Here is a 23,425-nt window from a genome sequence, read left to right on the forward strand (position 1 = left end):
GCAACACGCATCATGCTCACGATTACGTCGCTTTTCGAAAACACGGTCGCCAAATACCCGGACCGTCCCGCGCTCACCTGCGGCCCCGTTTCACTGACGTATGCGCAATGGAGCGCGCGCGTGCGCCGTCTCGCGCAGGCGCTCTTCGATCTCGGCGTGCGGCAGATGGACCGCGTCGCGATCCTGCAAAAGACGTCCGACGCCACGCCGACCGCCTACATGGCGTGCCAGTTGCTCGGCGCGATCGCGGTGCCGATGAACTTTCGCCTTTCCGCGAACGAAGCCGCATTCATCCTGCGCGATGCCGGCGCGCGCGTGCTCTTCTACGACGAGTCGATGTCGTCGGCGGTTGCGAAGATCGAGCAGACGGTGCCCGACCTGCGCACGTATGTGTGCGTCAATGAAGGCGCAGTCATGCCATCGCATCATCATTCGATGGAAGCGTTGATCGCGCGTGTCGAACAACTCGACGCGCCGCTGCCGCGCCTCACGCCCGACGATATCTCGGCGCTCGTTTATACATCGGGCACGACGGGCCGCCCGAAAGGCGCGATTCATACGCACGGCAACGACGTTTCCATCGCCACGAACTGCGTGATGGAGTACAGCCTCACGAGCACCGATGCCGCGTTGCATATCGCGCCGCTCTATCACGTCGGCGGCATGCAGGCGTATTTCGTGCCGCATTTGATGGTCGGCGCGCACAACGTGATCCTGCCGCGCTACGAACCGCTCGCGACCTTGCAGGCCATCGCGCACTACGGCATCACGACGCTTTTCGCCGTGCCGACGCAGATTCAGGACATGCTGTTCCATCCCGACTTCGCGGCTATCGACACGCATAGCCTGCGCATGATCACGACAGGCGGCGCGGCGATTCCCGCGAAGACGATGCAGCGCGTGATCGACGAGTTCTGCCCGAGCATCTTCAACGGCTACGGCATGACCGAAGCGAGCCTTACGCTGCTGCTGCATCCGCGCGATGCGCTCACGTATCTCGGCTCTTGCGGCAAGCCCACGCTCATCAGCACATGCCGGGTGATTCGCAACGATCCCGAGCGCGTGGTGAGCCCCAACGAAACCGTCGCGGCGGGCGAAGTGGGCCAGTTGATCGTGAAAGGCCCGCAGCTCGCATCGGGCTACTGGAACAATCCCGTGGAGACGGACAAGAAGTTCAAGTCGGGCTGGCTCTATACCGGCGATCTCTTCAGCATCGACGAAGCGGGTTATTTTCACTTTCAGGGCCGCGCCGACGACATGATCGTATCGGGCGGCGAAAACATCTATCCGCGCGAGATCGAGGAAGTGCTGTATCACTGCCCCGGCGTGCAGGAAGCCGCGGTGATCGGCGTGCCCGACGAAAAGTGGGGGCAAGCGGTGACGGCCTTCATCGTGCGCAGCATCTCGACCTTGACGGAAGACGATGTCGTCGCGTTCTGCAAATCCGGCGACGATCTCGCGCCCTATAAGCGGCCCAAGAAAGTCTTCTTCGTGGAGAAGCTGCCGCTGAATCCGAGCGGCAAGGTACTGCGTCACGAACTCGCCGGACCCGTTTATCAAAGCATGCTTTCAGGAGCCTCGCAATGAGCGAACCTGTACTGTACGAACAGGACGGCCATGTCGTCGTCATGACGCTGAACCGTCCCGACACGCGCAATGCCATCACCGAAAAAGAAGTCGTCGATGCGATCATCGCGTGCCTCGATCGCGCGCAAGGCGACATGTCCGTGCGCGCCATCGTGCTGACGGGCGCGGGCCCCGCGTTCTCGTCGGGCGGCAACATCAAGCATATGCGCGATGAAGTGGGCACGTTCGCGGGCACGTCCGCGCAGATTCGCGAGAATTATCGGCGCGGCATTCAGCGCATTCCGCGCGCGTTTCATGAGCTCGACGTGCCGGTCATCGCGGCGGTCAACGGTCCCGCGCACGGCGCAGGCTGCGATCTCGCGCTGATGTGCGATATCCGCATCGCGGGCGAAAGCGCCTTGTTTGCAGAGAGTTTCGCGAAGGTCGGCATCATCCCGGGCGATGGCGGCGCCTGGCTATTGCCGCGCGCGGTCGGCCTGTCGCGCGCGAACGAAATGATCTTCACCGGCCGCGCGATCGATGCGAAGCGCGCGGAGGAATGGGGGCTCGTGTCGCGCGTCGTGCCGGATGCCGAGTTGATGAACGCCGCCCTCGCACTCGCGCGCGACATCGCGGGCAATGCGCCGGATATTCTGCGCATGTCGAAGCGCCTCGTGCGCGAAGGGCAACGCATGGACTTGCCGAGCCTGCTGGAAATGTCGGCGGCGTTTCAGGGCATCGCGCATCGCACGGCGGATCATCGCGAGGCGATCGCGGCGACGTTCGAACGCCGCACGCCGAATTACACGGGAGACTGACGGATGGGCACATCCGCCATCGGGTTCATTCATGAGCTGACCTTCGATGCGCTGCCGAAGAAGGTGATCGAGCAAGCGAAGCTATGCGTACTCGATCTGCTCGGCGTGGCGCTCGCGGGCAGGCAGACGGCGCTGTCGCGCATCGCGGGCGATCACGCCGCCGAGTTCTTCGCGCCCGGCACGCTGCGCTCGCGCATGCTGTTCGATGGCCGCGTGGCGAGTCCTGTCGGCGCGGGTCTCGCGGGGGCGATGACCATCGATAGCTGCGACGGCCATGACGGTCACGCGCAAACCAAAGGCCACGTCGGCGTGACGGTGCTGCCCGCCTTGCTCGCGCTCGCCGATGCCGGCCCCGGCATGCGCGCACGCGAATTCATCACATGCATCGCGCTCGGCTATGAACTTGGCACGCGTGCGGGCATTGCGCTGCATGCGAGCGCCTGCGATTATCATACGTCGGGCGCATGGAATGCCCTGGCCGCCGCGGCGCTCGCCGCGCGCATCTTGCCGCTCGATATGCGGCAGACGCGCGAGGCGCTCGGCATCGCCGAGTATCACGGGCCGCGCAGTCAGATGATGCGCTGCATCGATCATCCGACGATGGTGAAGGACGGCTCCGGCTGGGGCTGCATGGCGGGCCTCTCCGCTGCGTTTCTGGCGCAGCGCGGCTTCACGGGCGCGCCGGCGCTCACCATCGAGCAGGACTCAACCCGCAGTGTGTGGAGCGATCTGGGCGAACGCTGGCGCATCATGGAGCAATATTTCAAACCACAACCGGTCTGCCGATGGGCGCATCCCGCGATCGACGCGGCGCTCGCGCTCAAATCGACGCATGGCTTTTCGAGCGAGCAGGTCCGCGCGGTGACCGTGCGCACGTTCCACCATGCGACGCGCCTCGCGCATGCCGCGCCCGCATCGACCGAAGAGGCGCAGTACAGTCTGCTCTTTCCCGTTGCCGTTGCGTTGAAGCATGGCGCGGTGCGCTTCGACGCGCTGCATGGCGAGGCGCTCGGCGACGCCGAAGTGCTGCGTCTGAGTCATCTCATTCGCACGGAAGAAGACACGGCGTACACGTCGCGCTTTCCGAACGAACGTATCGCCGAAATGCGCATCGAACTATTCGATGGCCGGGTCTTCGAATCGGGCCCGACGCAGGCGCTCGGCGATCCCGACCTGCCGCTCGCAGCCGATGCGATTCGCGCCAAGTTCCGCGCGTTCGCGCAGGCCGCATGCGGCGCGAGCGTGGCGCAGCGAATCGAAAGCGCCGTCGATGCGCTCGATTCGAACGATGGCACCGTGACGCCCCTGCTCGATCTCGTGCTCGCGCCGGTTCGCGCAGACGCATGAACGCGAGCGATATCCCGCCGCTCGCACGCGCCGTCAAACTCGCGCGCGAGGAAACGAAGCCTCAGCGCATGGGCTTTTTCCTCGTGCCGCATTTCTCGATGATGGCGCTCAGTTCCGTCACCGAGCCATTGCGCGCGGCCAATCGCGTGAGCGGCAAGGAACTCTATAGCTGGCATCTGATCAGCGCGGACGGCGAACCGGTCTCGTCGAGTTCGGGCTTCGCGCTGCTGCCCGACTTCGCGATCACGTCATCGCCGGAATTGAGTCATGTGTTCGTGGTCGCGAGCATCGGCGTCTCGAACTATCGCAATGCGCAGGTGTTCGAGTTTCTGCGCCGCTATGCCGCGAAGGGCTCGACCCTGGGCGGCATCAGTCTCGGCACGATGATCCTCGCGCGCGCCGGACTGCTCGACAAGCGCCGTTGCACGATTCACTGGGAAGCGCTGAAGGAACTCGCCGACGAGTTTCCCACGCTCGACGTGAGCCGCGATCTCTATTGCATCGAAGGCGATCGTATGACATGCAGCGGCGGCACCGCGGCCATCGACATGATGCTGGATCTCATCGCGCGTCAGCATGGTCATCAACTGGCGGCCGAAGTCGCCGACCAGTTCATCCACACACGCATGCGGACCGCGCAGGAAAGCCAGAAAATGGCGATTCAATGGCGCTATGGCGTGGAGGACAGGCGCATCGTTCACGCGGTCACGCTGATGGAACAGAACATCGAACGGCCGATTCCGATGAAGACCATCGCAGCGCTCGCGGGTATTTCGCCGCGCACGTTCGAACGCATGTGGATCAAGCATTTCAACGTGCGGCCGTCGCAGTTCTATCTGGAATTGCGGCTCAAAGCGGCGCAAAAGCTGATTCGCGAATCGTCGCTCTCCCTGCTCGATGTCGCGATGCAGTGCGGTTTCGCGAGTGCGTCGCATCTCGGGCGCTGCTACAAGCAGTTCTTTGCGAAGACGCCGGGACAGGAACGCGCCGCGAGCGACGCGCGCTGATGCGCCTTCCCAAATTCATCCCGCGTCGCCCGCGCTGATGATCGATTGCATGCTCGTCAACAGCTTCGTCAGATAGCGAAGCAGCCCCACCGTATCGCCGAATTCGATGAAGCCGGGTTTCACGCCGTCGCTGAAAAGGAGCGTGCCGTCCAGCGCCGGCTCGACGATGAGCCCTGCATACGCGGCGTGCGGCATGTATTCGTTAGCGGGCAGGTTGAACGTGTTGCCGTTCACGGCCGCGTCGCGCAGACGCATGAGGAATTGCACTTCCGGCGCGCGCGACGCCGACAGCCGGTGAATATCGAAGTACTCGGCAACGGCGAGAATCGCGTTCGTGCACGGGACGATCAGCGCGAACGCAATGCGCTTGTCGGCGGTATCGAACGATGGCCATGAGAGCGCGTCCTCCGGAGGCGGCGGCTTCATCGGCGTGCCGTCCTCGCTATGCGTGTGCGCTTCCGGGCGCGAACGCTTGCGCGCCAGAAGCGGCGCTGCCTTTGTAAAGTCGGGCGGCGGCGCGCCGCGGTCGATCCAGTCGGATAACAGGCTCGCGTAAGCGAAAAGCGTGGTCAGTTGCGCTTCGATGAACACGACGCCGATTCTGCAGGCGTCCGGGTGGTGATTGCCGGCCATTTCGTCTCCTTTTCCATGTTCGCTTGGAATGTCGCTACGCAATGATCGCACCTGTTCGACGTGCGGTGGTGCGATTGACGGTTAGTTGCGTCGGATGCATCAAGCGTTTATCGGCCGTGTGTGACAACCATGTGGAAGAAATGATACAGATTCGCCCACGCAAATTTACCAACGCCTGACGACGCGTTATATTCCGTCCGCTATAACGATGAGCAGCGATCGTTTGAAATTGCGCCGCATCGGGCGGCCAACCTCAAGGAAAACAAGAATGAAGAAGCACATGGTAGCGGTGGCCGTACTCGGCTTGTTCGGCGTCGCGGCGCACGCGCAAAGCAGCGTTACGCTGTACGGCATCATCGACGCCGGCATCACCTACGCGAACAAGGTCGCGACGGCCGGCGGCCACGACAGCGTCGTGAAGTACGCCGACGGCGTCGCGCAAGGCAGCCGCTGGGGCCTGCGCGGCACGGAAGATCTGGGCGGCGGCCTCAAGGCGATCTTCGTGCTCGAAAACGGCTTCAACAGCGGCGACGGCTCGCTCGGTCAGGGCGGCGCGGAGTTCGGCCGACAGGCCTACGTGGGCCTCTCGAAGAGCGAATTCGGCTCGCTGACGTTCGGCCGCCAGTACTCGTTCTCGACCGATTACCTCGGCGGCAGCTACACGATGGGCAGCCAGACGCCCGCGGGCAACTACGCGTATCACATCAACGATCTGGACCAGTTGACGTCGAGCCGCATCAATAACGCGGTCAAGTTCAGCAGCGCCAGTTTCTACGGGGTCACGTTCGGCGCGATGTACGGCTTCTCGAACACGACCAACTTCGCGGGCTCGCCGACGACGACAGCCGGCGGCACGACGACGCAAGGCTCGTCGAGCGCCTATAGCTTCGGCCTGAACTACGCGCAAGGTCCGTTCGGCATCGGCGCGGCCTACACCAAGATCCGCTTCCCGAACGGCGCGACGCCCGCCTTCAGCGTGAGCATCGCGAACGTGAACACGCTGGGCCTGCGCGACCTCGAAACGTTCGGCGTCGGCGCGCGTTATACGATCGCCGCGGCCGTCATCTGGGCGAACTGGACGCATACGAAGTTCCAGCCGATCACGGCAGGTTCGTCGAAGCTGAACAACTACGAAATCGGCGGCAAGTACGCCTTCACGCCGGCACTGAGCGCGGGCCTCGGCTACACGTTCTCGAAGCTCGACGACAATTTCGAAGGCAAGTGGCATCAGGTCAACGCGGTGGTCGATTACGCGCTGTCCAAGCGCACCGACGTCTATGTGATCGGCGCGTATCAGAAGGCTTCGGGCAGCAACAACGGCGTGCCGGTGCAGGCGGAAATCGGCTCGGCGTCGTCGTTCATCGGCAATGCGGGTGCGAACACGCAGCTCGTGACGCGCGTCGGCCTGCGTCACAAGTTCTGATCGATGGCGCGATGCTTCGGCATCGCGCATGGCTGCTTCTTCGCTTTACACCGAAGGCTCGCCGCCGCGATCATCGCGCCGGCGTTGCCGGGTTGCACCAGTCCCTTGCGCGGGCTGAACACGTCATCGCCCGCTTCGATCGGCAGCCCTGTCAAGACGCAGGTTCCCGCGTGGCGCGCGCATCTCGCACGCCACGTCTGATAGCCGTAGTGACCCGTGCTTGCGTCGCACCACGAGACGGTGAGCGTGCGCGTCGTCGGTGTGTCCAGCACACGCACGATCGGCTCGCTGCGGCCGTCCCAGCAGCGCGCAGGATCGCATCCGAGCTGTCTTTCATGCGCGCCCCTGCCGATCGCCTCCACGGTTCCGAGCCATGCATCGGTGTGCTTGTCCGCCATCTTTCGGTCAGAACGAATGCCTCACGCCGACGATCGCGCCAAGTTGCCCCATGCCCGGCGCAGGTGTCGTGCCGCCGCCGCCCGCGCTCACGGAAAAGCGCGCGTTCGCGCTGTTCCAGAGGTACGCGACGTTGCCGTAGACCGCCGTTCGCTTGGACAGGAAATAAGTGGCACGCAGACTCGCCAGCGTGGCGCGCGTATCGTGCTGCTCGACGATCACGCGATACGCTTCGCCGTCGATCGCCAGCGCGGGCGTCACGAAGTACTGCGCGCCGAGATAGAAAAGATTCGAACGCACGCTGCCGCCCGCGCCATCCGACTCCACGCGGCGGCCGATCCATCCGCCGCCGATCTTCACGCCCATCACGTTCACATAGCCATTGGCCTGCAGGCGCGCGTCCTTGTCGCCGCTCGACGCAATGGCAAGCGGCGTCACGCCGTCGAAGAAGCTCGCGCGTGCGTTCGTGCCGCCGCGTTGCTCGTCATACGCCGTCGCGACGCCGAAGTATGTGCCGTCGTATTTGAGCATCGCGCTCCATTCGCGGCATTGGCTTGCGTCGCCGGGCACCGGTCCGAAGCACGTGCCTTGTCCCGGCGAATTGCCGGTGCCTGTGCTGTCGCGGCCGAAGGAATACGATCCGCCGACCGTCACACCGTAAAACTTGCCCTTGTAGGCGACGGTGTTGTCGCTTCGTCCGTTGGGAAGAAACGCGTCCAGCGCGCCGATGCCGTAGATGTCCGGCCCGAGGATATCCGCGTCCGACATGACCCAGTACGTCATCGTGTATTGACGCCCGAACGACAGCGTGCCCCAGGGCCCCTCCAGACCGACGAACGCTTGTCTGCCGAAGAGGCGCCCGCCCTGCCCCGAATCGCCCGCACGCACGTTGAAGCCGCTTTCGAGCACGAACACGGCCTTGAGCGCTCCGCCCAGATCCTCGACGCCGCGCATGCCCCAGCGCGACGGCACTTCGCCCGTGATGCCGGGCATGCGCACGACATGATCGCCCGCCGCGTTCGCATGCGAGACGTACTCGATGCCCGTGTCCATCACGCCATAGAGCGTGACGCTGCTTTGCGCGAACGCCGAACCACTGCACAACGCCGTTGCGATCGATACCGCAGCCCGGCCATGTTTCATGAACATCTCTGTCTCCCTATATTCGTTCGGATGACGAATCTTTTGTCGATGATTGAAACTATCGCGGCGAGCTTAGAGACTGGGAGAAAAACCGGCAACAGCGCGTGCGCCTCGCCTCGCGCCTTGCGAGCGCGACCGGAAGATGATGCTGCTTACGTAGACGCGCTTTTACGGGCGTTCCGTTCTTCGCAGCGGGTCATTGCGAGAAAAATCGCCGGGAAACCGCGCTCGCGCATCGTGGAGGAAATGTATTCATTTCCCTCTTGAGCGAAATCGATGGATCGTCCGCGGTTCACATCGGCCTCGCCCGACTTGCAAGGCATTCAAGTTTTCCTTGCAGCAACTTCGCTTCTGTCGCGCGAGTCGATATGGCATCGTGGGCTCACGCGTGAATCGCCACGCAAGCCAAGGAGAACAAGAGATGCCCCCGACTCAGATCACATTAACCAGCAAGGAAGAACTCATCGCGCGATGCCTGCCTTTTCTCGAAGAAGTCAGGGATATGACGGCGGACACGCACATCGAGCAATGGCTCAATACGAAATACGGCGTCGATAGTGCGCTGTATCAGGATTTGGCGCGCCTCATCAGGCAAGGCGTCGAAGAAGGATGGGCCGCGGATGTCGAGATCGCCGGACCGAAATATCGGCGCGCGCGGCTCGTCGCGCCGTGCCCGGAGACCTTCTTTTTCAGCATCACGGCCGTGTTGATGGACAGCACCGGAAACGAGCAGAACAATCCCGAAGACAGTTTTCGCGGGGATTATCACGCGCATCCGTACGGCGAGTTCAACATGGTCGTGCCGCTCGACGAAGGCGCGGCGCTCGCCGGTCCGAACGGATGGTGTCATGGCGGATGGACCGCGCCCGCGCCGGGAAGCCATCACTATCCCGAGGCAAAAGGCGGCGCGGTGATCGCGCTCTTCTTCCTGCCCGCGGGACGGATTGCTTACGATATCGAGCCGCCGCAGCATTGAGCACGCGGGGCGCCGTTGCGCTCGAAAGCGCGCCAGACGAAAATCAAAAAGCCGCGCGTCAAACAGACTGCGCGGCTATCGCATGACTCGCGGACTTATTTGCCCGCTTCCTGATCGGTCTCTTTTGCGGCCTCTTTAGCGGCTTCGCTGGCCGCTTCTTTCTCCGGCTGCTTGCCCGATTCGGCAGGCTTCGGCGACGACGCGCGCGCCGCGCGGTTCGTTTCCAGATAGACCGCACGCGCCGCATCCGCCGACGATACTTCGCCCGCGCTGCCGCCCGTCAGATCGATTCGCGGCGCGCCTTCCGCGAGACTGGTCCAGTAGCGGTTGCCGCGGCACCAGACCTTGATCGCGCTGCGCAATTCCTTCTCGCTCAGACCGAGTTCTTCCGCGTGCTTCATCAGATCCTCGAAGATGCCGACTTTCAGCGGCACCTTCGGCGCGGGATTCTTCGGAAATGCCAGCGGAAACCGCTTTTGCAGCTTGCCGATCGTATGCACGACCGGATCGACCGGTTTCGCCGGTGCCGCCGGTTTCGACGCGGCCTCCGGCCTCGGCGCGGCCGCCTGTTTCGACGCTGCGGCCGCCGGTTTCGACGCCGCTCCCGCCGGCGCCGGACGCCGCGCGCGCGGCGCCTTCTTCTTTGCTGCGTTGTTTGCAGCCTGTTTTGCGAGCTGCTCTTTCAGTCCGGCGAGTTGTTCGAAGCCCATCACATCGTGCCCGTGGAAAAACGTTGCGCAATTTTACCAGTCTCCGCTGACGGCTTCCCGGACGCGCTCCACGCTTGCGGACGGGCGCACCGATCCGCAAGCAATGAACGTTCGAACGATGACGCCGTCAATGCGCGAGCGGCTGCCCGTCCGCGACTTGCGCCGCGCCGCGAGGGCTCGCCACCTGCTTGAGCAGCAAGGCGATGCACGAGGCCGCGCCCGCCATCGCGACGACGGTGAAGATGCCTGAGAGGCCCATTTGCTGGCGTGACAGTTCGGCGACCAGAAACGAGCCCGCGATGCCACCGAAGCGTCCGACGCCGAGCATCCACGCAACGCCCGTGCCGCGGCCCGAAGTCGGATAGAACGCCGCGGCGAGCGAGGGCATCGACGCCTGAGCGGTGTTCACGAGCACGCCCGCTACGAAAACCGCGCATACCAGCAGGCCGACGTTGCCGACCGCCTGCCCGATCGCATACACGCTCACCGCGCCGAGCGCGTATGCGGCGGCCACGACGCCGTTGGGATTGAAGCGGTCCATCAGCACGCCGCACAGCACGGTGCCCGCGCCGCCGAGCGGAAACAGCGCGGAAACGAGCGCCGCGCGTTGCGGGGTCAGTCCCGCGTCCCTGAGCAGCACCGGCATCCAGTTGATGAGGCCGTAAAAGATCACGAGGCCCATGAAGTAGCACAGCCACAACATCAGCGAGCCGAAGAGGTGCGTGCGCGACAGGACAACGCGCGCCCCGCCCTTTTGCGCGTCGCTTGCGGCGTTCTCGCGCATCACGAACGATTGCGCCGACGCGACTTCCGGCGCGATGCGCGCCAGCACTTTGCGGATGCGCTCGACGGGCTTCTTCTTCGACACCATGTATTGAATCGATTCCGGCAACGCGATCACGAGGATCACCGTCAACAGCAGCGGCACCGCGCCGCCGACATGCAGCACGGTGCGCCAGCCGAACTGCGGAATGATCCACGCCGCGAGAAATCCACCCAACGCGGCGCCGAGCGGAAACCCGCAAAACATCATGTTCACGATGGTCGCGCGCCGGCCGTGCGGGCAGAACTCGCTCATCAGCGTGACCGCATTGGGCATCGCCGCGCCGAGTCCGACGCCGGTCACGAAGCGCAGCGCGGTCAGTTCCGTGAGATCGCGCGCATTGCCCGACACGAGGCACGCCAGGCCGAAAATCAGCACGGCCGCGATCAGCACGCCGCGCCTGCCCCAACGGTCCGCGAGCGGCCCGGACAGCAGCGCGCCGCATGCGAGCCCGAAGAGCGCCGCGCTCAGCACCGGCGCCAGCGCCGCCTTGCTCAAATGCCATTCGCCGACGAGCGAAGGCGCGATGAAGCCGATCGCGGCCGTATCGAAGCCATCCATCAGCACGATCACGAAGCACATCGCGAAGACGAGCCATTGATAGCGTGAAAAGCGGCGCGCATCGATGAGCGCCTGAACATCGACAACCTTTGTCTCTTCCATAACATCCTCTCTTATCGACGGGCGCCCAGATTAAGAGCGCATGAACGGGCGAACAACCCGGCAAGTTACGAACGCGCGACGCGCATCGCGAGCGAACGCCTCGCGACGTCGCACGCGATGAACCTTTTTTGATTGAAAAAGCCCTTGTTTCAGGGACTTTCGATGATGTTCACGCGTGCGCGCTCATAGCCGCGAACGCAGTGAAACTTTTGCATGACGATGTTGCATGCCGCGCATCAGCGGCAGCGCACCTGCCGCGATACGTCGATGAGTTGTTGCCGGAGCCATTGCAGCCCGGGATCGCCATCGTTTCGTTCGTGCCAGACGGCGCGCACGGTGACATCGGGACAGGCATAAGGCGTCGCGCGCAGGGTCAGCTCGCCATGGCGCGCAAGCTCGCGTCCGAGCGACGACGGCACCAGCGCGAGCATGTCGCTATGACGCAGCAGCGCGGGAATCGCGAGCGAATGCGCGACGGCCATGCGCACGCGCGGCACGTCCGCATGCTCGGCGAACCCGCGATTGAGCGCTTCGCGATCGAACATCTCCGATTGCCGCGCAAGCCCGCGCTCGACGATAAAGCCGCTCACCGCGCCCTCCTCCTCGCCGCCTTGCGACACCGCGACGAGCGGATACGTCAGCAGGTCTTCGCGCGTAAGCGGCCGGTCCGCCGCCGGATGCTCGCGATTGAGCAGCAGCACGTCCGTCTGTTCCCAGACGTCGATCGAGCGAAAGCGCCGCGGCATATCGGCGAAGATGCCGATCGCGACATCGATGCGGCCCACGTCGATCTGGCCCGCGAGATCGAGCCGCGTGGAAGGCCTCACGACGAGATCCACGAGCGGCGCTTCGGCGCGCAGACGCTGGCTGAGCCGTCCGAGCAGCAAGGCCGTGATGTAATCGTTCGCCGCCAGCACGAACGTGCGTTGCGCAACGGACGGATCGAACCTGTCGACGCCGAGCGCGGCCTTGATCTGCGCGAGCGCGCCGCGCACTTGCGTGGCCATCGCAAGCGCCCGCACGGTGGGCTCCATGCCGCGTCCCGTGCGCACGAAGAGATCGTCGCCGAGCACGTCGCGCATGCGTCCGAGCGCATGACTGATCGCCGACTGGCTGAGGTTCAGGCGCTTGCCCGCGAGCGCGAGATTGCGATCCTCGAAGATCGCGTCGAAAACGCGCAGCAAGTTGAGATCGAAGCGATCGGCCGACATGGCATCAGACTCCATCTCGCGCCGCATAGCGCCTGCAACTGGCGCCGAACGCTTCGAACAGCGCGCGCGAAAGCGCATCGCTCGTGACCATCGCTTCGGGATGCCACTGCACGCCGAGCGCGAACGCGTGACCATCGAGACGAATCGCTTCGATCAAACCATCCGGCGCGCGTGCTTCGACGGCAAGTTGCGGCGCGAGCCTGGCCACGCCCTGACGATGCAGCGAATTCACGCGCACGCGCCGTGCGCCGTCTGCGAGCACGGATAACGCGCCGTTATCGACGAGCTCGATTTCATGACGGTAGCGATAGCGCGCGAGCAGCGCTTCGTTCACGTCTTCGAGATGATCCTCCGAATGCCCCGACGCATGAATGTCGGCATGCAAGGTGCCGCCGAACGCGACGTTCATCTCCTGAAACCCGCGGCAGATGCCGAGAAACGGCATGTTGCGCGCCGCCGCGCCGCGCATCAGTTCCAGCGCGACATGATCGCGGTCGGGATCGACGAGCATGGCCGCGTCGGGCGCGCCGCCGTACAAGCGCGACTCGACGTTCGACGCGCCGCCGGGAAACAGCAGGCCGCTTACGCCATCGAGATAATCCGCGACCGATTCGAGATCGCGCGAGGCGGGAATCAGCACCGGGCTCACGTGCGCGCAGGACGTCAACGCGCGCACATAGCTTTGCTTGACGCTATGCAGGTCGTGCTCGCCCACAAAGAACCGGTCGCACACCACACCCACCAGCGGCTTCATGACACGACTCCTTTCAGATCGAACGCCGGATCTCCGGCTTCATGCACGGACACGCGCGCGCCCTGCGCGAGCAACTTGCGCGCGAGCATGTGTTCCTGCGGACGATTGATGCTGTCCACCGCGATCAACGCATCGTCGCGAAAGTAGAAGACCGAGAACTTCCGCTCCTCGACGCTGCCGCGCACCACTTGATGCGTAAAGCCCATGTTGATGCCCGCCATTTGCAGCTTCAAATCGAATTGATCGGACCAGAACCACGGAATCGCGCGGTACGGTTGCGGCCGCCCGGCAATGGCGAGCGCCGCGACCCTGGCCATATCGTTTGCATTCTGCACCGACTCCACGCGGCACGCGCGGGCGTCCACGGCCCAATGCGGCACGAACGCGGCGCAATCGCCGGCGGCGACGATGGCCGGATCGCTCGTGCGCGCGTATTCATCGACGACGATGCCGCCCGCCACCGTCAGCCCGCATTCCGCCGCGAGTTCCGTATTCGGTATCACGCCGATGCCGGCGACGACGAGATCGCAGCGCAAGTGCGTATCGTCATCGAGCACGACGGATACGGCATCGTCCAGCTGCCGCAATGCCGCCACCTTGCGCCCGAACGCGAACGCGATGCCCTTGTCCGCATGCGCGCGCTGCATGAACGCCGACATCCACGGCGACGCGACGCGCGCAAGCAGGCGCGGCTCCGTCTCGACGACCGTCACTTCGACGCCTTTCTGGCGCAGCGAGGCCGCCGCTTCCAGGCCGATATAGCCGCCGCCGATTACCACCGCGCGCCGCGCCGCTTGCGCGCTGTGCGCGAGACGCCGCGCATCGCGCAGATCGCGCAGGTAATGCACGGCATCGAGCGTCGCGCCGGGACAATCGAGCTTGCGCACGCGCGCGCCCGTCGTCAGCGCGAGATGGTCATACGCGATACGCGTGCCGTCGTGCAGTTCGACTTCACGCCGCGCGCGATCGATGAAGGTCGCGCGCATCGACGGCATCCAGTCGATCTTCTCTTCGTCGAAGAAGGCTTGCGAACGCAAAGGCAATCGCGCTTCGGCGAAGCTGCCGGTGAGAAAGCCCTTCGACAAGGGCGGGCGCTGATAAGGCGCGTCGGGCTCATCGCCCAGCAGCACGATGCGTCCGTCGAAGCCGGATTCGCGCGCCGCCGCCGCGAGCTGGACACCCGCATACGATGCGCCGACGATCACGAGCGAGCGATTCATGGTTTCACCCTTGTCTTTGCGGAATCTGCACGACGAGGCCACTCGTTGTGGCGCTCATCACCAGTTGGCAACTGAGACGGCTTTCAGGCCGCCGCTCGGATGCGACGCCATCGAGCAATTCCAGTTCCGAGTCATCGGGCGATGGTAAATCGGCAGTCGACGACGTATCGATATAAACATGACACGTCGCGCATGAAAGACAGCCGCCGCATTCCGCGTCGATGCCGCGCAGGTTATTGTGAATCGCGGCTTCCATGACGCTCGTGCCGTCCGGCACGTCGATGTCGCGTCGCTCGCCGTCGCGCAGGATATAGGTAACGATAGGCATGACAATTCTCCTGTGTGAGCACTCGTCAGAACACGTCGAAGTATTCGCGGTGTTCCCACTCGGTGACTTCCAGATTGAAGCGATCGATCTCCGCCTGCTTCAGCTTGCAGAAGTAATCGACGAACGCGCTGCCGAAACCTTCGCGCAGGCATTCGTCGGCGCGCAAGGCATCGAGCGCGTCGTCCAGCGTGCGCGGCAAGGCTTCGGCTTGCGTTTCATAGGGCGTATCGGCGGAAGGCGGCAGTTCGAGCTTGCGCCGCAGACCGTCGAGGCCGGAGATCACTTGCGAGGCGAAATACAGATACGGATTGGCCGTCGGTTCGCCGACGCGATTCTCGATGCGGCTCGCGGGATCGTTCACGCCGCCGAGCACGCGCAGCATCACGCCGCGGTTGTCGCGTCCCCATATCGCGCGGTCGGGCGCGTTCGAATAAGGACGATAGCGGCGATAGCCATTGATAGTCGGCGTCGAAAGCGAAGTCGCGCCTTTCGCGTGCGCGAGCAGCCCGGCGAGATAGCGCTGCCCGGTTATCGACAAAGCCTGGGAATCGTTGTCGGGCATGAACGCGTTCGTACCGTCCGATACATGCACGAGCGACTGATGCAGATGCCATCCACTCGACACGACGTTCGGAATGCGCGGGCGGCACATGAACGTCGCGTGATAGCCGTTGCGCTGGCAGATCTGCTTGACCGCGCTGCGAAACAGCACCATGTCGTCCGCGCTCTTGATGCCCTGGGTCGGCGCGAACGTGAACTCGAACTGGCTCGGGCCGTATTCGACTTCCAGCGAACGGACATCGAGGCCGAGGCCTTGCACATTGCGTCGCAGCAGTTCCATCACGTCATCGACGGCGTCGTAGCGCAACTCCGTCAGATATTGATAGCCGTGCGAGAGCAATTCGACCTCGGGCGGCAGGCCGGGCTGCCCCGAATGCTCGGGCTTCATGTGCGGGTCGGCGACCTTGAACACATGAAACTCCACTTCGAGCCCCGACACGAACGCATAGCCGTGATTCGACAGTTGATCGAGCGCGCGGCGGAACAGATGCCGCGTGCTGAACGGCACCGGCAGGCCGTTGGCGAAATGCACGTCGCACAGCACCCAGCCCGTATGCGGCGCCCACGGCAACACGCGAAACGTTTCGGGATCGGCGACCATCAACGTGTCGCATGCGCCCTGCATCTCGGGCATGCCGAAGCCGCCGCCGCTCGTGAACACCGGAAACACCGTGCGATGCGAGGTGTCCTTGGCGAAGAGCGTGGTCGTCAGCGTGACGCCGCTTTTCATCGCCTTGATCGCTTCATCGACGACGAGCGTCTTGCCGCGCAACAAGCCGTGCTGATCGGGAAACGAGAAGCGCACGACCTTCACATCGCTCTTCTTCAGACGCTCGACGAGGCCCGCATACGCGGCATGCTGCGCGTCCGTCCACAAACCATGAGTTTCTACGAAAGACATGTCGGTTTTCGCGCGGCGCATGATGCGCCGCGCGCTCCATTCAGGTTGCGGGTCGGGTCGTTCAGGCTTTCGGCGCGGGCCACGGCGCATTCACGCGGCGCTGCACGTCGGACTCTTTCCAGTACTCGTCCCAGCGGTCCGCCGGCCCGATCCCGTCGATCGACGCCGGTCCGGTCAGATGCGCGGCCTCTTCTTCGTCGATCAGCATCAGGGTCTTTTCGCCGGCCTGCGTCTTGTCGATGGCATCCACCAGCAAGCGGCGATACGCGATGATCCCCTTGTCCGTCGTGCCGAGATGCTCGCGCGTGCGGTCCTGAATCGCGCCCTGCGATTCGACGGCCCACTGATCGTGCACGTTGATGTCGAAACCCATGCCCGTGTAGGTCTCGTTCAACTGCTCGCGCGGATCGAAGCCGTAGTTGTTGCGCCTGTTCTTGCGCGAGGTGTAGTCGGGCAGTTCGTACAGTTCGAGGCGCTGCTCGCGCATCTGCGCTTTATCGGTAGGCGCGCCGAAGCTCGTGAAAATCGCGTACCAGTAGCAGTTTTCATCGTCGACGGGGACGTGCCATTGCGTGATGGTCATCTCCGAACTCATCGGAATCACGAACGCTTGCGGAAACACCACGTTCGTCACGCGCACATGCGTGAGTTCATCGTCGAGCGCGCGTTTGGCGATCAGACGCAGGCCGTAGTCCGCCGGGCTCACGAGAATCTCCGGCGATTCGAACTCGCGCAGCACCTTGGTGATCGGCATGTTCGAATCCGCCGACGCGCCGCGAAACTGCTTGCCATAGCTTTCGCTCACGTCCTCGTCCTCGAAGAAGCGATGCAAAAACGACGCATGCGCCGGATCGATGCCCACTTCGAGCGCCTGCAGCCAGTTGCATTCGAAAAGCCCCTTGAACGCGAAGGTGTAGGCATCGGGCGCGGCGAAGCAATCGAAGTTCGGCAACGCGGGCGGCTCGCCCCGGCCGATATAGCCGAACAGAATGCCGGCCTTCTCGATGACCGGATACGCCGACTGGCGCACCTTGTTGCACAGCGTGCTGCCGGCGGGTTCGCCCGGCGTCGAGAGGCAGCGCCCGCTGGCGTCGAACAGCCAGCCGTGAAACGCGCAGCGAATGCCGCCGCCTTCCAGACGGCCCGCCGCGAGATCGGCGCCGCGATGCGGGCAATCGCGGTCGAGCATGCCGTAGCGGCCCGCTTCGTCCTTGAAGACCACGAAGTCCTGACCCATCAGGCGCACCGCTTTCACGGGGCGCTCGGCGGGCAACTCCTCGACGAGCGCAACAGGCTGCCAGTACCGGCGTAGCAACTGGCCTGCGGGCGTGTCCTTGCCGACGCGGGTGATCTTCTCGTTTTGCTGCGAACTCATCATGGCTGTGTCTCCGGTTCCGGTGTATTCAACTGACGCGCTACTGTATGCAGCGTGCAGTGATCTTGAGACGGAGAATAGCCATTCGCGCGCAAATGTACAAACGATGTATGCAGCATGGTCGTGCTATCGCGTGCGTCAGTGCTGAGCGTAGTCGTATATCTTATTGATTCACATCGATTTAATTGCTATCTAAAGGTTTACCCGCACTAGCGTCTGACCAAGTGATTTAGCCATATCTGCATACATTCGAAAACATTCATCCCGAAAGAAGAAGGAAAGTCAGCGACAGGCAGCGCCGCCTCGCCTAGAATCATCGACAGCGGCAATCGGAGAAAAACCATGGAAACCCAGCAAGAACGCGTGCTCGTCTATCTGCGCGACCTGATCCTCAAAGGCGAGTTCGCGCCCGGCGAACGTCTGGGCGAAGTCGCGCTCGCCGAGCGGCTGAAGGCGTCGCGCACGCCCGTCCGGCTCGCGCTCACGACGCTGGAGCAGGAAGGGCTCGTCGAACCGTCGCCGGCGGGCGGCTATGTGATGCGGCGCATCACCGCCGCCGAAATCACCGATGCGATCGCGGTGCGCGGTCATCTCGAAGGCATGGCCGCGCGTCTCGTCGCGGAGCATGGCGTGCCGCGCCAGTTATCGAACGCGCTCGCGGAATGCCTGCGCGCCGGCGACCGGCTGCTCGCGAAGTCCGAGCTCGATCTCGACGACTACGCCGGCTATACCGACATGAACAACCGCTTCCACAAGCTGATCGTCGAAGGCGCGGGCAACGCGGCGCTGATGCGCGCCATCGACATGAACAATCGCCTGCCGTTCGCCGCCGCGAGCGCCATGCTGCCGATGCAATCGGCCATCGAGGAAGGCCGGCAGTGGCTCTTCATGGCGCATCAGCAGCATCACAGCCTCGTCGATGCGCTCGAACGCGGCGAAGGCACGCGCGCGCAGGCGCTCGCGACCGAGCATGTGCAGATCGCGCAGAAGAATCTCGCTTACGCGCTGGAACGTCCGGAAGATTGCATGAAGCTCGCGCCCGCGTTGCAGCTCGTGGCGGAAGCGGTGTTATGAGCGCTTCGGCGCCGCGCGTTCGTAGCGCGCGAGAAACATGTCGGCGGCCGCCTCCGCCACTTTCTTCTGTTCGCTCTTCGTGAGCGGCGGCTGGCCCATCGTCACTTGCGGCCAGAAGGCGAAACCCTTCACCATGCCATGCAACTGCTGCCCGGCGAAAACCGGGTCGGGCACGGCGAGACGGCCGTCGGCGGCGGCTTTTCTGATCCACGCGGTCACGTCTTCCTCGCGCTCGCCGATGCGCGCCACCATATCCCGTGCGCGCTCGGGCGAATGAATGCCCGCGGCGATCGCCACGCGCGCCAGCGATAGAAACGCATCGTCGTTCATGAGGCGCAGCTTGCGCGCGAGCAAGCCGAGCAATTGCGCGCGCAGCGGTTCGTCCGCGCTATAGACGGACGTATCGCCCGTTTCGCTCGCATCCCACAAGCGATGCAGGATCGCGGCGAACAGCGCTTCCTTGCTCTCGAAATGGTTATAGACCGTGCGCTTGGACACGCCCGCGCGCGCGGCGATGCGGTCCATGCTCGTGGCGTCGTAACCCGTCGCGATGAACTCCTCCACCGCCGCGTTCACGATCGCGGCGCGTTTTCGGTCGGTCAGGCGCAAAGGGGTGTCGTTCGATTTCATGCGGCGATTTTACACCGGGCAGTTTACTTTCATCTCGAAATTAAACTACACTGCTCGGTGTACATTTTTGCGCAGAGTTCATGTCCCATGACTTCGATTACCGATCGCATCAGCCGTGCCTTGGGTTTCGCCGCCGCCCGGCGCGGACGCGCGTTGTCGAACGCGTCGCCGCAGCATGACGGCCAGCGTTTTCGCAACGTGAAGCCGCGTCCCGCCGAAGGCTTGGGCAAGACCTTGCGCATCATGTGGAACGTGCTGCTCAACAAGCCGCGCAATACGACGCCGCCGCAAGCGCCCACGGTCGATACGCTCACGCGCGCACAACTCGACGCCGCGCCGGATCGCAGCCTCTATCGTCTCGGCCATTCGACGATGCTCTTCAAACTGCGCGGCGAATACTGGCTGACCGATCCCGTGTTCGGCGAGCGCGCCTCGCCGTTCAGGCGCATCGGGCCGAAGCGCTTTCACGCGCCGCCTATCGCGCTGCATGACCTGCCGCCTTTGCGCGGCGTGATTCTGTCGCACGATCACTACGACCATCTCGATCGCGAAACCGTGCTCGCGCTCGCCGCGACCACGGAGGTGTTTCTGACGACGCTCGGCGTCGGCGACCGATTGATCGACTGGGGCGTCGATGCCGCGAAGGTGCGTCAACTGGACTGGTGGCAGAGCGTGCAGATCGACGGTCTGTCGTTCACCGCGACGCCCGCGCAGCACTTCTCCGGCCGCAGCCTCTTCGATGGCAACAGCACGCTATGGGCGTCGTGGGTCATCGTCGACGACGGCTTGCGCGTGTTTTTCAGCGGCGACACCGGTTACTTCGACGGCTTCAGGACGATCGGCGAACGCCTCGGCCCGTTCGACGTCACGCTGATCGAAACCGGTGCCTACGATGCGCAATGGCCTTACGTGCACATGCAGCCCGAAGAAACCGTGCAGGCGCATGTCGATTTGCGCGGACGCTGGCTCGTGCCGATCCACAATGGCACCTTCGATCTCGCCATGCATCCGTGGCAGGAGCCGTTCGAACGCGTGACGGGACTCGCGCTCGCGCGCGGCGTGGCGGTGGCGACGCCGCGCATGGGCGAAAGGCTCGATCTCGACGCGCCGCATCGCGGCGAGCGCTGGTGGCGCGAAGTGGCCGAAGCGCCGAAGCCGGGTTCGTGGCGCTTGTGCGCGTCGCGGGCGCAAGGCATGGACTAGCGCGCTCGCGCTGCTCTCACCCGCCCTTTCCCTCTTTGAGCCGCGCCCTGTGCGCGGCCACCTTCGCGCGGTTGCCGCAGATCGCCATGCTGCACCATCTGCGCGCATGCCCCCGCGTGTGATCCGCGAAAAGCAGCGTGCATGTCGGGCCTTCGCACGCTTTCACGTACGTAAAGTCCTCTTCACAGACGAGCTTCGCGAGCGTTTCGACGATCGGCATCAACAGCGATTCGGCGCTCGTCCAGCGACGCTGCATGCCGAACGCCAGACCGCCCGGCGCATTCACATCCGCGACGATCACGCCGTGCTGTTCATCGCGCTGCAACACGCCGTTCAGCGGCGCAAGCTCGCCCAGATCCTTCGCCGATAGCGGCTGTCCCTTTCTCTTCTGCACGAATGCGCGAAACCACTCGCGCAGATCGCGCGCCTTCGCCGCGATCTCGTCGAGTTCGGCCGGGGCGGCATTCGCGCGCATGTGCGCGAGCACATCCACGGGCACGAGGCCCGCCTGTTCGAGCCATGACAGCAGCCCTTCTCCGTCGCCGATCCAGTCGACGGGTTCATCGACGGGCGTCGCGATCGAATTCAGGAAGTCGAGGCCGGGCGCATCGGCCAGGAACATCGCCGGGATGGGTCGGTAGTCCATTTTTCAAACCCGCCGTGTTGCTAATGATGGCTCCATCGTAACCGCTAAAAAATCACTTGACAAGTTACAGGCGTGATAAGTAACCTCCTCAACGTACTTTTAACGGTTACAGAACTCTCACGGAGACACGCTCATGTCCACCATTGCGCATCGCCATATCGACGTCGACGGCTTCAACGTTTTCTATCGCGAAGCCGGCCCCGCCGGCGCGCCGAAGCTGCTGCTATTGCACGGCTTTCCCAGTTCGAGCCACATGTTTCGCGACCTGATTCCGCTGCTGTCGCAGCGCTTTCATATCGTCGCGCCCGACCTTCCGGGATTCGGCCTCTCCGATATGCCGAGCCGCGATACGTTCGCGTACACGTTCGAGAACATCGCGAACGTCATCGACCGTTTCACCGAAGTGATCGGCTTCGATCGTTATGCGGTCTATGTCTTCGACTACGGCGCGCCGACCGGTTTTCGTCTCGCGCTGAAGCATCCCGAGCGCATCACCGCGATCGTTTCGCAAAACGGCAACGCGTATGAGGAAGGACTGAGCGACGGCTGGAATCCGATCCGCGCGTACTGGCAGTCGCCCACGCAAGCGAACCGCGATGCGCTGCGCGCCATGCTCACGAAGGACACGACGAAGTGGCAATACACGCACGGCGTGCCGGATGCCGCGGCGGTGTCGCCCGATGGCTATTCGCTCGACGACTACTACATGAACCGTCCGGGCGCGCACGACGTGCAGCTCGATCTCTTCGGCGACTATCGCAACAACGTCGCGCTGTACCCGGCGTTTCAGGCGTATTTCCGCGAGCATCGGCCGAAGTTTCTGGCCGTGTGGGGCAGGAACGATCCGTTCTTTCTGCCGCCGGGCGCGGAAGCATTCAAGCGCGATATCCCCGATGCGGACGTGCGCTTCTTCGATACGGGCCACTTCGCGCTCGAAACGCATGCGCCGCACATCGCGGCCGCCATCGGCGAATTCCTCGCTCAGTAATACGCGGCTTCATCACCGCGCTCATCCACTCAAGGAGAAACCTCATGCGCGCAATCGTGCTTGAAAAGTTCGGCGGTCTCGACAGCCTCGTCTATACCGAGATTCCGGAGCCGGAACCGCTGGAAGGCCATGTCGTCATCGAGATCAAGGCGTTCGGCATCAATCATGCGGAGATGCACATGCGGCGCGGCGAATGGGCCGAAGCCGCGAAAGTCAGCGGCATCGAATGCGTGGGCATCGTGAAGTCGTGTCCGGGCGGCGAGTTTGCCGTAGGCGCGAAAGTGGCCGCGCTGATGGGCGGGCTCGGACGCACCATCAATGGAAGCTATGCGCAGTTGACGCGCGCGCCCGTTTCGAACGTGGCGCTGATCGAATCCGATCTGCCGTGGGCCCAGCTCGCCGCGATTCCCGAAACCTATGCGACCGCGTGGACGTGCCTGTTTCGCAACCTCGAAATCAAGCGAGGACAAACGGTCGTGATTCGCGGCGCGACTTCATCGTTCGGACAGGCGGCCGTCAATCTCGCGGTGAACGCGGGCGCGAACGTGATTGCGACGACGCGCAGCGAGGCGCGTTTCGCGAAGCTCGAAGCGCTGGGCGCATCGCGCGTCGAGCTCGAAGGACCGGACCTGAGCAAGCGCATCGCCGAAGCGAAAGAGATCGACGCCGTGCTCGATCTCGTCGGCAACAGCACGATACTCGATTCGCTGGCGATGCTGCGTCGCGGCGGCCGCGCCTGTCTCGCGGGCTGGCTCGGCGGTCTCGCGCCGATCGCGGACTTCAATCCGCTGCTGCAAATGACGAGCGGCGTGCATCTCACCTTCTTCGGCAGCTTCGTGTTCGGCACGCCGGGCTTTCCGGTTTCCGACGTGCCGCTGCAAGCCATCGCCGCCGATATCGCCGCAGGACGCTTCGACGCCACGCCTTCGCGCGTGTTCTCGTTCGACGAGATTCACGAAGCGCATCGCGTGATGGAAGCGAACGAGGCAAACGGAAAGATGGTTGTCGTTCATTGAAACGGAGAGCAGA

At 63.8% G+C, this 23,425-nt stretch carries 23 protein-coding genes; 10 read left to right on the forward strand and 13 right to left on the reverse strand.

Features of this window, described 5'->3' with window-relative positions:
- The first annotated feature begins 12 nt into the window (after positions 1–12).
- From LY284_RS32970 to LY284_RS32985, 4 genes are read left to right on the forward strand one after another with little or no spacing between them, the layout of a single operon-like run.
- A complete protein-coding gene (locus LY284_RS32970) occupies positions 13–1,587 on the forward strand; it encodes a class I adenylate-forming enzyme family protein (protein WP_233390800.1) in 1,575 nt (524 codons plus the stop codon).
- Positions 1,584–2,384 (forward strand): crotonase/enoyl-CoA hydratase family protein, encoded by an 801-nt coding sequence (locus LY284_RS32975; protein WP_233390803.1) that lies wholly within the window; start codon positions 1,584–1,586, stop codon positions 2,382–2,384. The genes LY284_RS32970 and LY284_RS32975 overlap by 4 nt, the downstream gene beginning before the upstream one ends.
- Before the next feature lie 3 nt (positions 2,385–2,387).
- A complete protein-coding gene (locus tag LY284_RS32980; protein WP_233390804.1) occupies positions 2,388–3,731 on the forward strand; it encodes an MmgE/PrpD family protein in 1,344 nt (447 codons plus the stop codon).
- On the forward strand, positions 3,728–4,738 hold the full coding sequence (locus LY284_RS32985; RefSeq protein ID WP_053571175.1) for a GlxA family transcriptional regulator: 1,011 nt from the start codon (positions 3,728–3,730) through the stop codon (positions 4,736–4,738). The genes LY284_RS32980 and LY284_RS32985 overlap by 4 nt, the downstream gene beginning before the upstream one ends.
- Before the next feature lie 15 nt (positions 4,739–4,753).
- Here LY284_RS32985 and LY284_RS32990 read toward each other — a convergent pair whose 3' ends face one another.
- Positions 4,754–5,371, reverse strand: coding sequence for a hypothetical protein (locus tag LY284_RS32990; protein WP_233390806.1), 618 nt, complete (start codon positions 5,369–5,371; stop codon positions 4,754–4,756).
- Positions 5,372–5,639: 268 nt separating this feature from the next.
- On the opposite strand from LY284_RS32990, the gene LY284_RS32995 reads away from it, so the two are divergent.
- On the forward strand, positions 5,640–6,794 hold the full coding sequence (locus LY284_RS32995) for a porin (protein ID WP_233390823.1): 1,155 nt from the start codon (positions 5,640–5,642) through the stop codon (positions 6,792–6,794).
- Here the strand turns inward: LY284_RS32995 and LY284_RS33000 are convergent.
- Together LY284_RS33000 and LY284_RS33005 are read right to left on the reverse strand one after the other, a co-directional pair.
- Positions 6,782–7,192, reverse strand: coding sequence for a DUF3331 domain-containing protein (locus LY284_RS33000; RefSeq protein WP_233390824.1), 411 nt, complete (start codon positions 7,190–7,192; stop codon positions 6,782–6,784). The two genes, LY284_RS32995 and LY284_RS33000, sit on opposite strands and share 13 nt — an antisense overlap.
- Positions 7,193–7,199: 7 nt before the next feature.
- Positions 7,200–8,333, reverse strand: coding sequence for a porin (locus tag LY284_RS33005; RefSeq protein ID WP_233391103.1), 1,134 nt, complete (start codon positions 8,331–8,333; stop codon positions 7,200–7,202).
- 421 nt (positions 8,334–8,754) lie between these two features.
- Between LY284_RS33005 and LY284_RS33010 the strand changes: the two genes are divergently transcribed.
- Positions 8,755–9,309 (forward strand): DUF4863 family protein, encoded by a 555-nt coding sequence (locus LY284_RS33010; protein ID WP_233390826.1) that lies wholly within the window; start codon positions 8,755–8,757, stop codon positions 9,307–9,309.
- Between the two features lie 95 nt (positions 9,310–9,404).
- Here the strand turns inward: LY284_RS33010 and LY284_RS33015 are convergent, their stop codons facing one another.
- From LY284_RS33015 to LY284_RS33050, 8 genes are all read right to left on the reverse strand, one after another.
- The gene (locus LY284_RS33015) at positions 9,405–10,019 is read right to left on the reverse strand and encodes a ProQ/FinO family protein (RefSeq protein ID WP_233390836.1); all 615 of its coding nucleotides are present in this window, start codon (positions 10,017–10,019) and stop codon (positions 9,405–9,407) included.
- Between the two features lie 127 nt (positions 10,020–10,146).
- Positions 10,147–11,505: an MFS transporter gene (locus tag LY284_RS33020; protein ID WP_233390838.1), complete on the reverse strand. Its 1,359-nt coding sequence runs from the start codon at positions 11,503–11,505 to the stop codon at positions 10,147–10,149.
- A 236-nt stretch (positions 11,506–11,741) separates the two neighbouring features.
- The gene (locus LY284_RS33025; RefSeq protein ID WP_045462150.1) at positions 11,742–12,716 is read right to left on the reverse strand and encodes a LysR substrate-binding domain-containing protein; all 975 of its coding nucleotides are present in this window, start codon (positions 12,714–12,716) and stop codon (positions 11,742–11,744) included.
- Positions 12,717–12,720: 4 nt separating this feature from the next.
- Positions 12,721–13,470 carry a gamma-glutamyl-gamma-aminobutyrate hydrolase family protein gene (locus LY284_RS33030; protein WP_233390841.1) on the reverse strand — a complete coding sequence of 250 codons (750 nt, stop codon included), beginning with the start codon at positions 13,468–13,470 and terminating at the stop codon, positions 12,721–12,723.
- Positions 13,467–14,690, reverse strand: coding sequence for an NAD(P)/FAD-dependent oxidoreductase (locus tag LY284_RS33035; protein WP_233390852.1), 1,224 nt, complete (start codon positions 14,688–14,690; stop codon positions 13,467–13,469). Before LY284_RS33035 ends, LY284_RS33030 begins: the two co-directional genes overlap by 4 nt.
- A gap of 4 nt (positions 14,691–14,694) precedes the next feature.
- A complete protein-coding gene (locus LY284_RS33040; RefSeq protein WP_233390854.1) occupies positions 14,695–15,018 on the reverse strand; it encodes a 2Fe-2S iron-sulfur cluster-binding protein in 324 nt (107 codons plus the stop codon).
- Between the two features lie 25 nt (positions 15,019–15,043).
- Positions 15,044–16,480 (reverse strand): glutamine synthetase family protein, encoded by a 1,437-nt coding sequence (locus LY284_RS33045; RefSeq protein ID WP_233390856.1) that lies wholly within the window; start codon positions 16,478–16,480, stop codon positions 15,044–15,046.
- A 61-nt stretch (positions 16,481–16,541) separates the two neighbouring features.
- Positions 16,542–17,858, reverse strand: a complete 1,317-nt coding sequence (locus LY284_RS33050; RefSeq protein WP_233390858.1) for an aromatic ring-hydroxylating dioxygenase subunit alpha — start codon at positions 17,856–17,858, stop codon at positions 16,542–16,544.
- Positions 17,859–18,197: 339 nt separating this feature from the next.
- Between LY284_RS33050 and LY284_RS33055 the strand changes: the two genes are divergently transcribed.
- A complete protein-coding gene (locus LY284_RS33055; protein ID WP_014252094.1) occupies positions 18,198–18,929 on the forward strand; it encodes a GntR family transcriptional regulator in 732 nt (243 codons plus the stop codon).
- On the opposite strand, the gene LY284_RS33060 is transcribed toward LY284_RS33055, so the two are convergent.
- Positions 18,924–19,559: a TetR/AcrR family transcriptional regulator gene (locus LY284_RS33060; protein ID WP_233390860.1), complete on the reverse strand. Its 636-nt coding sequence runs from the start codon at positions 19,557–19,559 to the stop codon at positions 18,924–18,926. The genes LY284_RS33055 and LY284_RS33060 overlap by 6 nt on opposite strands.
- Positions 19,560–19,646: 87 nt before the next feature.
- Between LY284_RS33060 and LY284_RS33065 the strand changes: the two genes are divergently transcribed.
- Complete coding sequence (locus tag LY284_RS33065; RefSeq protein ID WP_233390865.1) at positions 19,647–20,762, forward strand: MBL fold metallo-hydrolase; 1,116 nt, start codon at positions 19,647–19,649, stop codon at positions 20,760–20,762.
- Between the two features lie 16 nt (positions 20,763–20,778).
- On the opposite strand, the gene LY284_RS33070 is transcribed toward LY284_RS33065, so the two are convergent.
- Positions 20,779–21,408 carry a CGNR zinc finger domain-containing protein gene (locus LY284_RS33070; RefSeq protein WP_233390874.1) on the reverse strand — a complete coding sequence of 210 codons (630 nt, stop codon included), beginning with the start codon at positions 21,406–21,408 and terminating at the stop codon, positions 20,779–20,781.
- 133 nt (positions 21,409–21,541) lie between these two features.
- Between LY284_RS33070 and LY284_RS33075 the strand changes: the two genes are divergently transcribed.
- Together LY284_RS33075 and LY284_RS33080 are read left to right on the forward strand one after the other, a co-directional pair.
- Positions 21,542–22,396: an alpha/beta fold hydrolase gene (locus LY284_RS33075; RefSeq protein WP_233390877.1), complete on the forward strand. Its 855-nt coding sequence runs from the start codon at positions 21,542–21,544 to the stop codon at positions 22,394–22,396.
- 44 nt (positions 22,397–22,440) lie between these two features.
- Positions 22,441–23,412 carry a zinc-binding alcohol dehydrogenase family protein gene (locus LY284_RS33080; protein ID WP_233390881.1) on the forward strand — a complete coding sequence of 324 codons (972 nt, stop codon included), beginning with the start codon at positions 22,441–22,443 and terminating at the stop codon, positions 23,410–23,412.
- The last annotated feature ends 13 nt before the right edge of the window (positions 23,413–23,425 follow it).

This window comes from Caballeronia sp. PC1, from assembly GCF_021353155.1.
GTDB classification, from domain to species: Bacteria; Pseudomonadota; Gammaproteobacteria; order Burkholderiales; family Burkholderiaceae; genus Caballeronia; species Caballeronia cordobensis.

Excerpts from the sequence above, each read along its gene's own strand:
- LY284_RS32985 (WP_053571175.1), top strand. The coding sequence starts at position 3,728 with ATGAACGCGAGCGATATCCCGCCGCTCGCACGCGCCGTCAAACTCGCG.
- LY284_RS33070 (WP_233390874.1), bottom strand. The coding sequence starts at position 21,408 with ATGGACTACCGACCCATCCCGGCGATGTTCCTGGCCGATGCGCCCGGC.
- LY284_RS32970 (WP_233390800.1), top strand. The coding sequence starts at position 13 with ATGCTCACGATTACGTCGCTTTTCGAAAACACGGTCGCCAAATACCCG.
- LY284_RS33065 (WP_233390865.1), top strand. The coding sequence starts at position 19,647 with ATGACTTCGATTACCGATCGCATCAGCCGTGCCTTGGGTTTCGCCGCC.
- LY284_RS33040 (WP_233390854.1), bottom strand. The coding sequence starts at position 15,018 with ATGCCTATCGTTACCTATATCCTGCGCGACGGCGAGCGACGCGACATC.
- LY284_RS33055 (WP_014252094.1), top strand. The coding sequence starts at position 18,198 with ATGGAAACCCAGCAAGAACGCGTGCTCGTCTATCTGCGCGACCTGATC.
- LY284_RS33010 (WP_233390826.1), top strand. The coding sequence starts at position 8,755 with ATGCCCCCGACTCAGATCACATTAACCAGCAAGGAAGAACTCATCGCG.
- LY284_RS32995 (WP_233390823.1), top strand. The coding sequence starts at position 5,640 with ATGAAGAAGCACATGGTAGCGGTGGCCGTACTCGGCTTGTTCGGCGTC.
- LY284_RS32980 (WP_233390804.1), top strand. The coding sequence starts at position 2,388 with ATGGGCACATCCGCCATCGGGTTCATTCATGAGCTGACCTTCGATGCG.
- LY284_RS32990 (WP_233390806.1), bottom strand. The coding sequence starts at position 5,371 with ATGGCCGGCAATCACCACCCGGACGCCTGCAGAATCGGCGTCGTGTTC.
- LY284_RS33005 (WP_233391103.1), bottom strand. The coding sequence starts at position 8,333 with ATGAAACATGGCCGGGCTGCGGTATCGATCGCAACGGCGTTGTGCAGT.
- LY284_RS33035 (WP_233390852.1), bottom strand. The coding sequence starts at position 14,690 with ATGAATCGCTCGCTCGTGATCGTCGGCGCATCGTATGCGGGTGTCCAG.
- LY284_RS33075 (WP_233390877.1), top strand. The coding sequence starts at position 21,542 with ATGTCCACCATTGCGCATCGCCATATCGACGTCGACGGCTTCAACGTT.
- LY284_RS33050 (WP_233390858.1), bottom strand. The coding sequence starts at position 17,858 with ATGATGAGTTCGCAGCAAAACGAGAAGATCACCCGCGTCGGCAAGGAC.
- LY284_RS33030 (WP_233390841.1), bottom strand. The coding sequence starts at position 13,470 with ATGAAGCCGCTGGTGGGTGTGGTGTGCGACCGGTTCTTTGTGGGCGAG.
- LY284_RS33015 (WP_233390836.1), bottom strand. The coding sequence starts at position 10,019 with ATGGGCTTCGAACAACTCGCCGGACTGAAAGAGCAGCTCGCAAAACAG.
- LY284_RS33060 (WP_233390860.1), bottom strand. The coding sequence starts at position 19,559 with ATGAAATCGAACGACACCCCTTTGCGCCTGACCGACCGAAAACGCGCC.
- LY284_RS33020 (WP_233390838.1), bottom strand. The coding sequence starts at position 11,505 with ATGGAAGAGACAAAGGTTGTCGATGTTCAGGCGCTCATCGATGCGCGC.
- LY284_RS33045 (WP_233390856.1), bottom strand. The coding sequence starts at position 16,480 with ATGTCTTTCGTAGAAACTCATGGTTTGTGGACGGACGCGCAGCATGCC.
- LY284_RS33025 (WP_045462150.1), bottom strand. The coding sequence starts at position 12,716 with ATGTCGGCCGATCGCTTCGATCTCAACTTGCTGCGCGTTTTCGACGCG.
- LY284_RS32975 (WP_233390803.1), top strand. The coding sequence starts at position 1,584 with ATGAGCGAACCTGTACTGTACGAACAGGACGGCCATGTCGTCGTCATG.
- LY284_RS33080 (WP_233390881.1), top strand. The coding sequence starts at position 22,441 with ATGCGCGCAATCGTGCTTGAAAAGTTCGGCGGTCTCGACAGCCTCGTC.
- LY284_RS33000 (WP_233390824.1), bottom strand. The coding sequence starts at position 7,192 with ATGGCGGACAAGCACACCGATGCATGGCTCGGAACCGTGGAGGCGATC.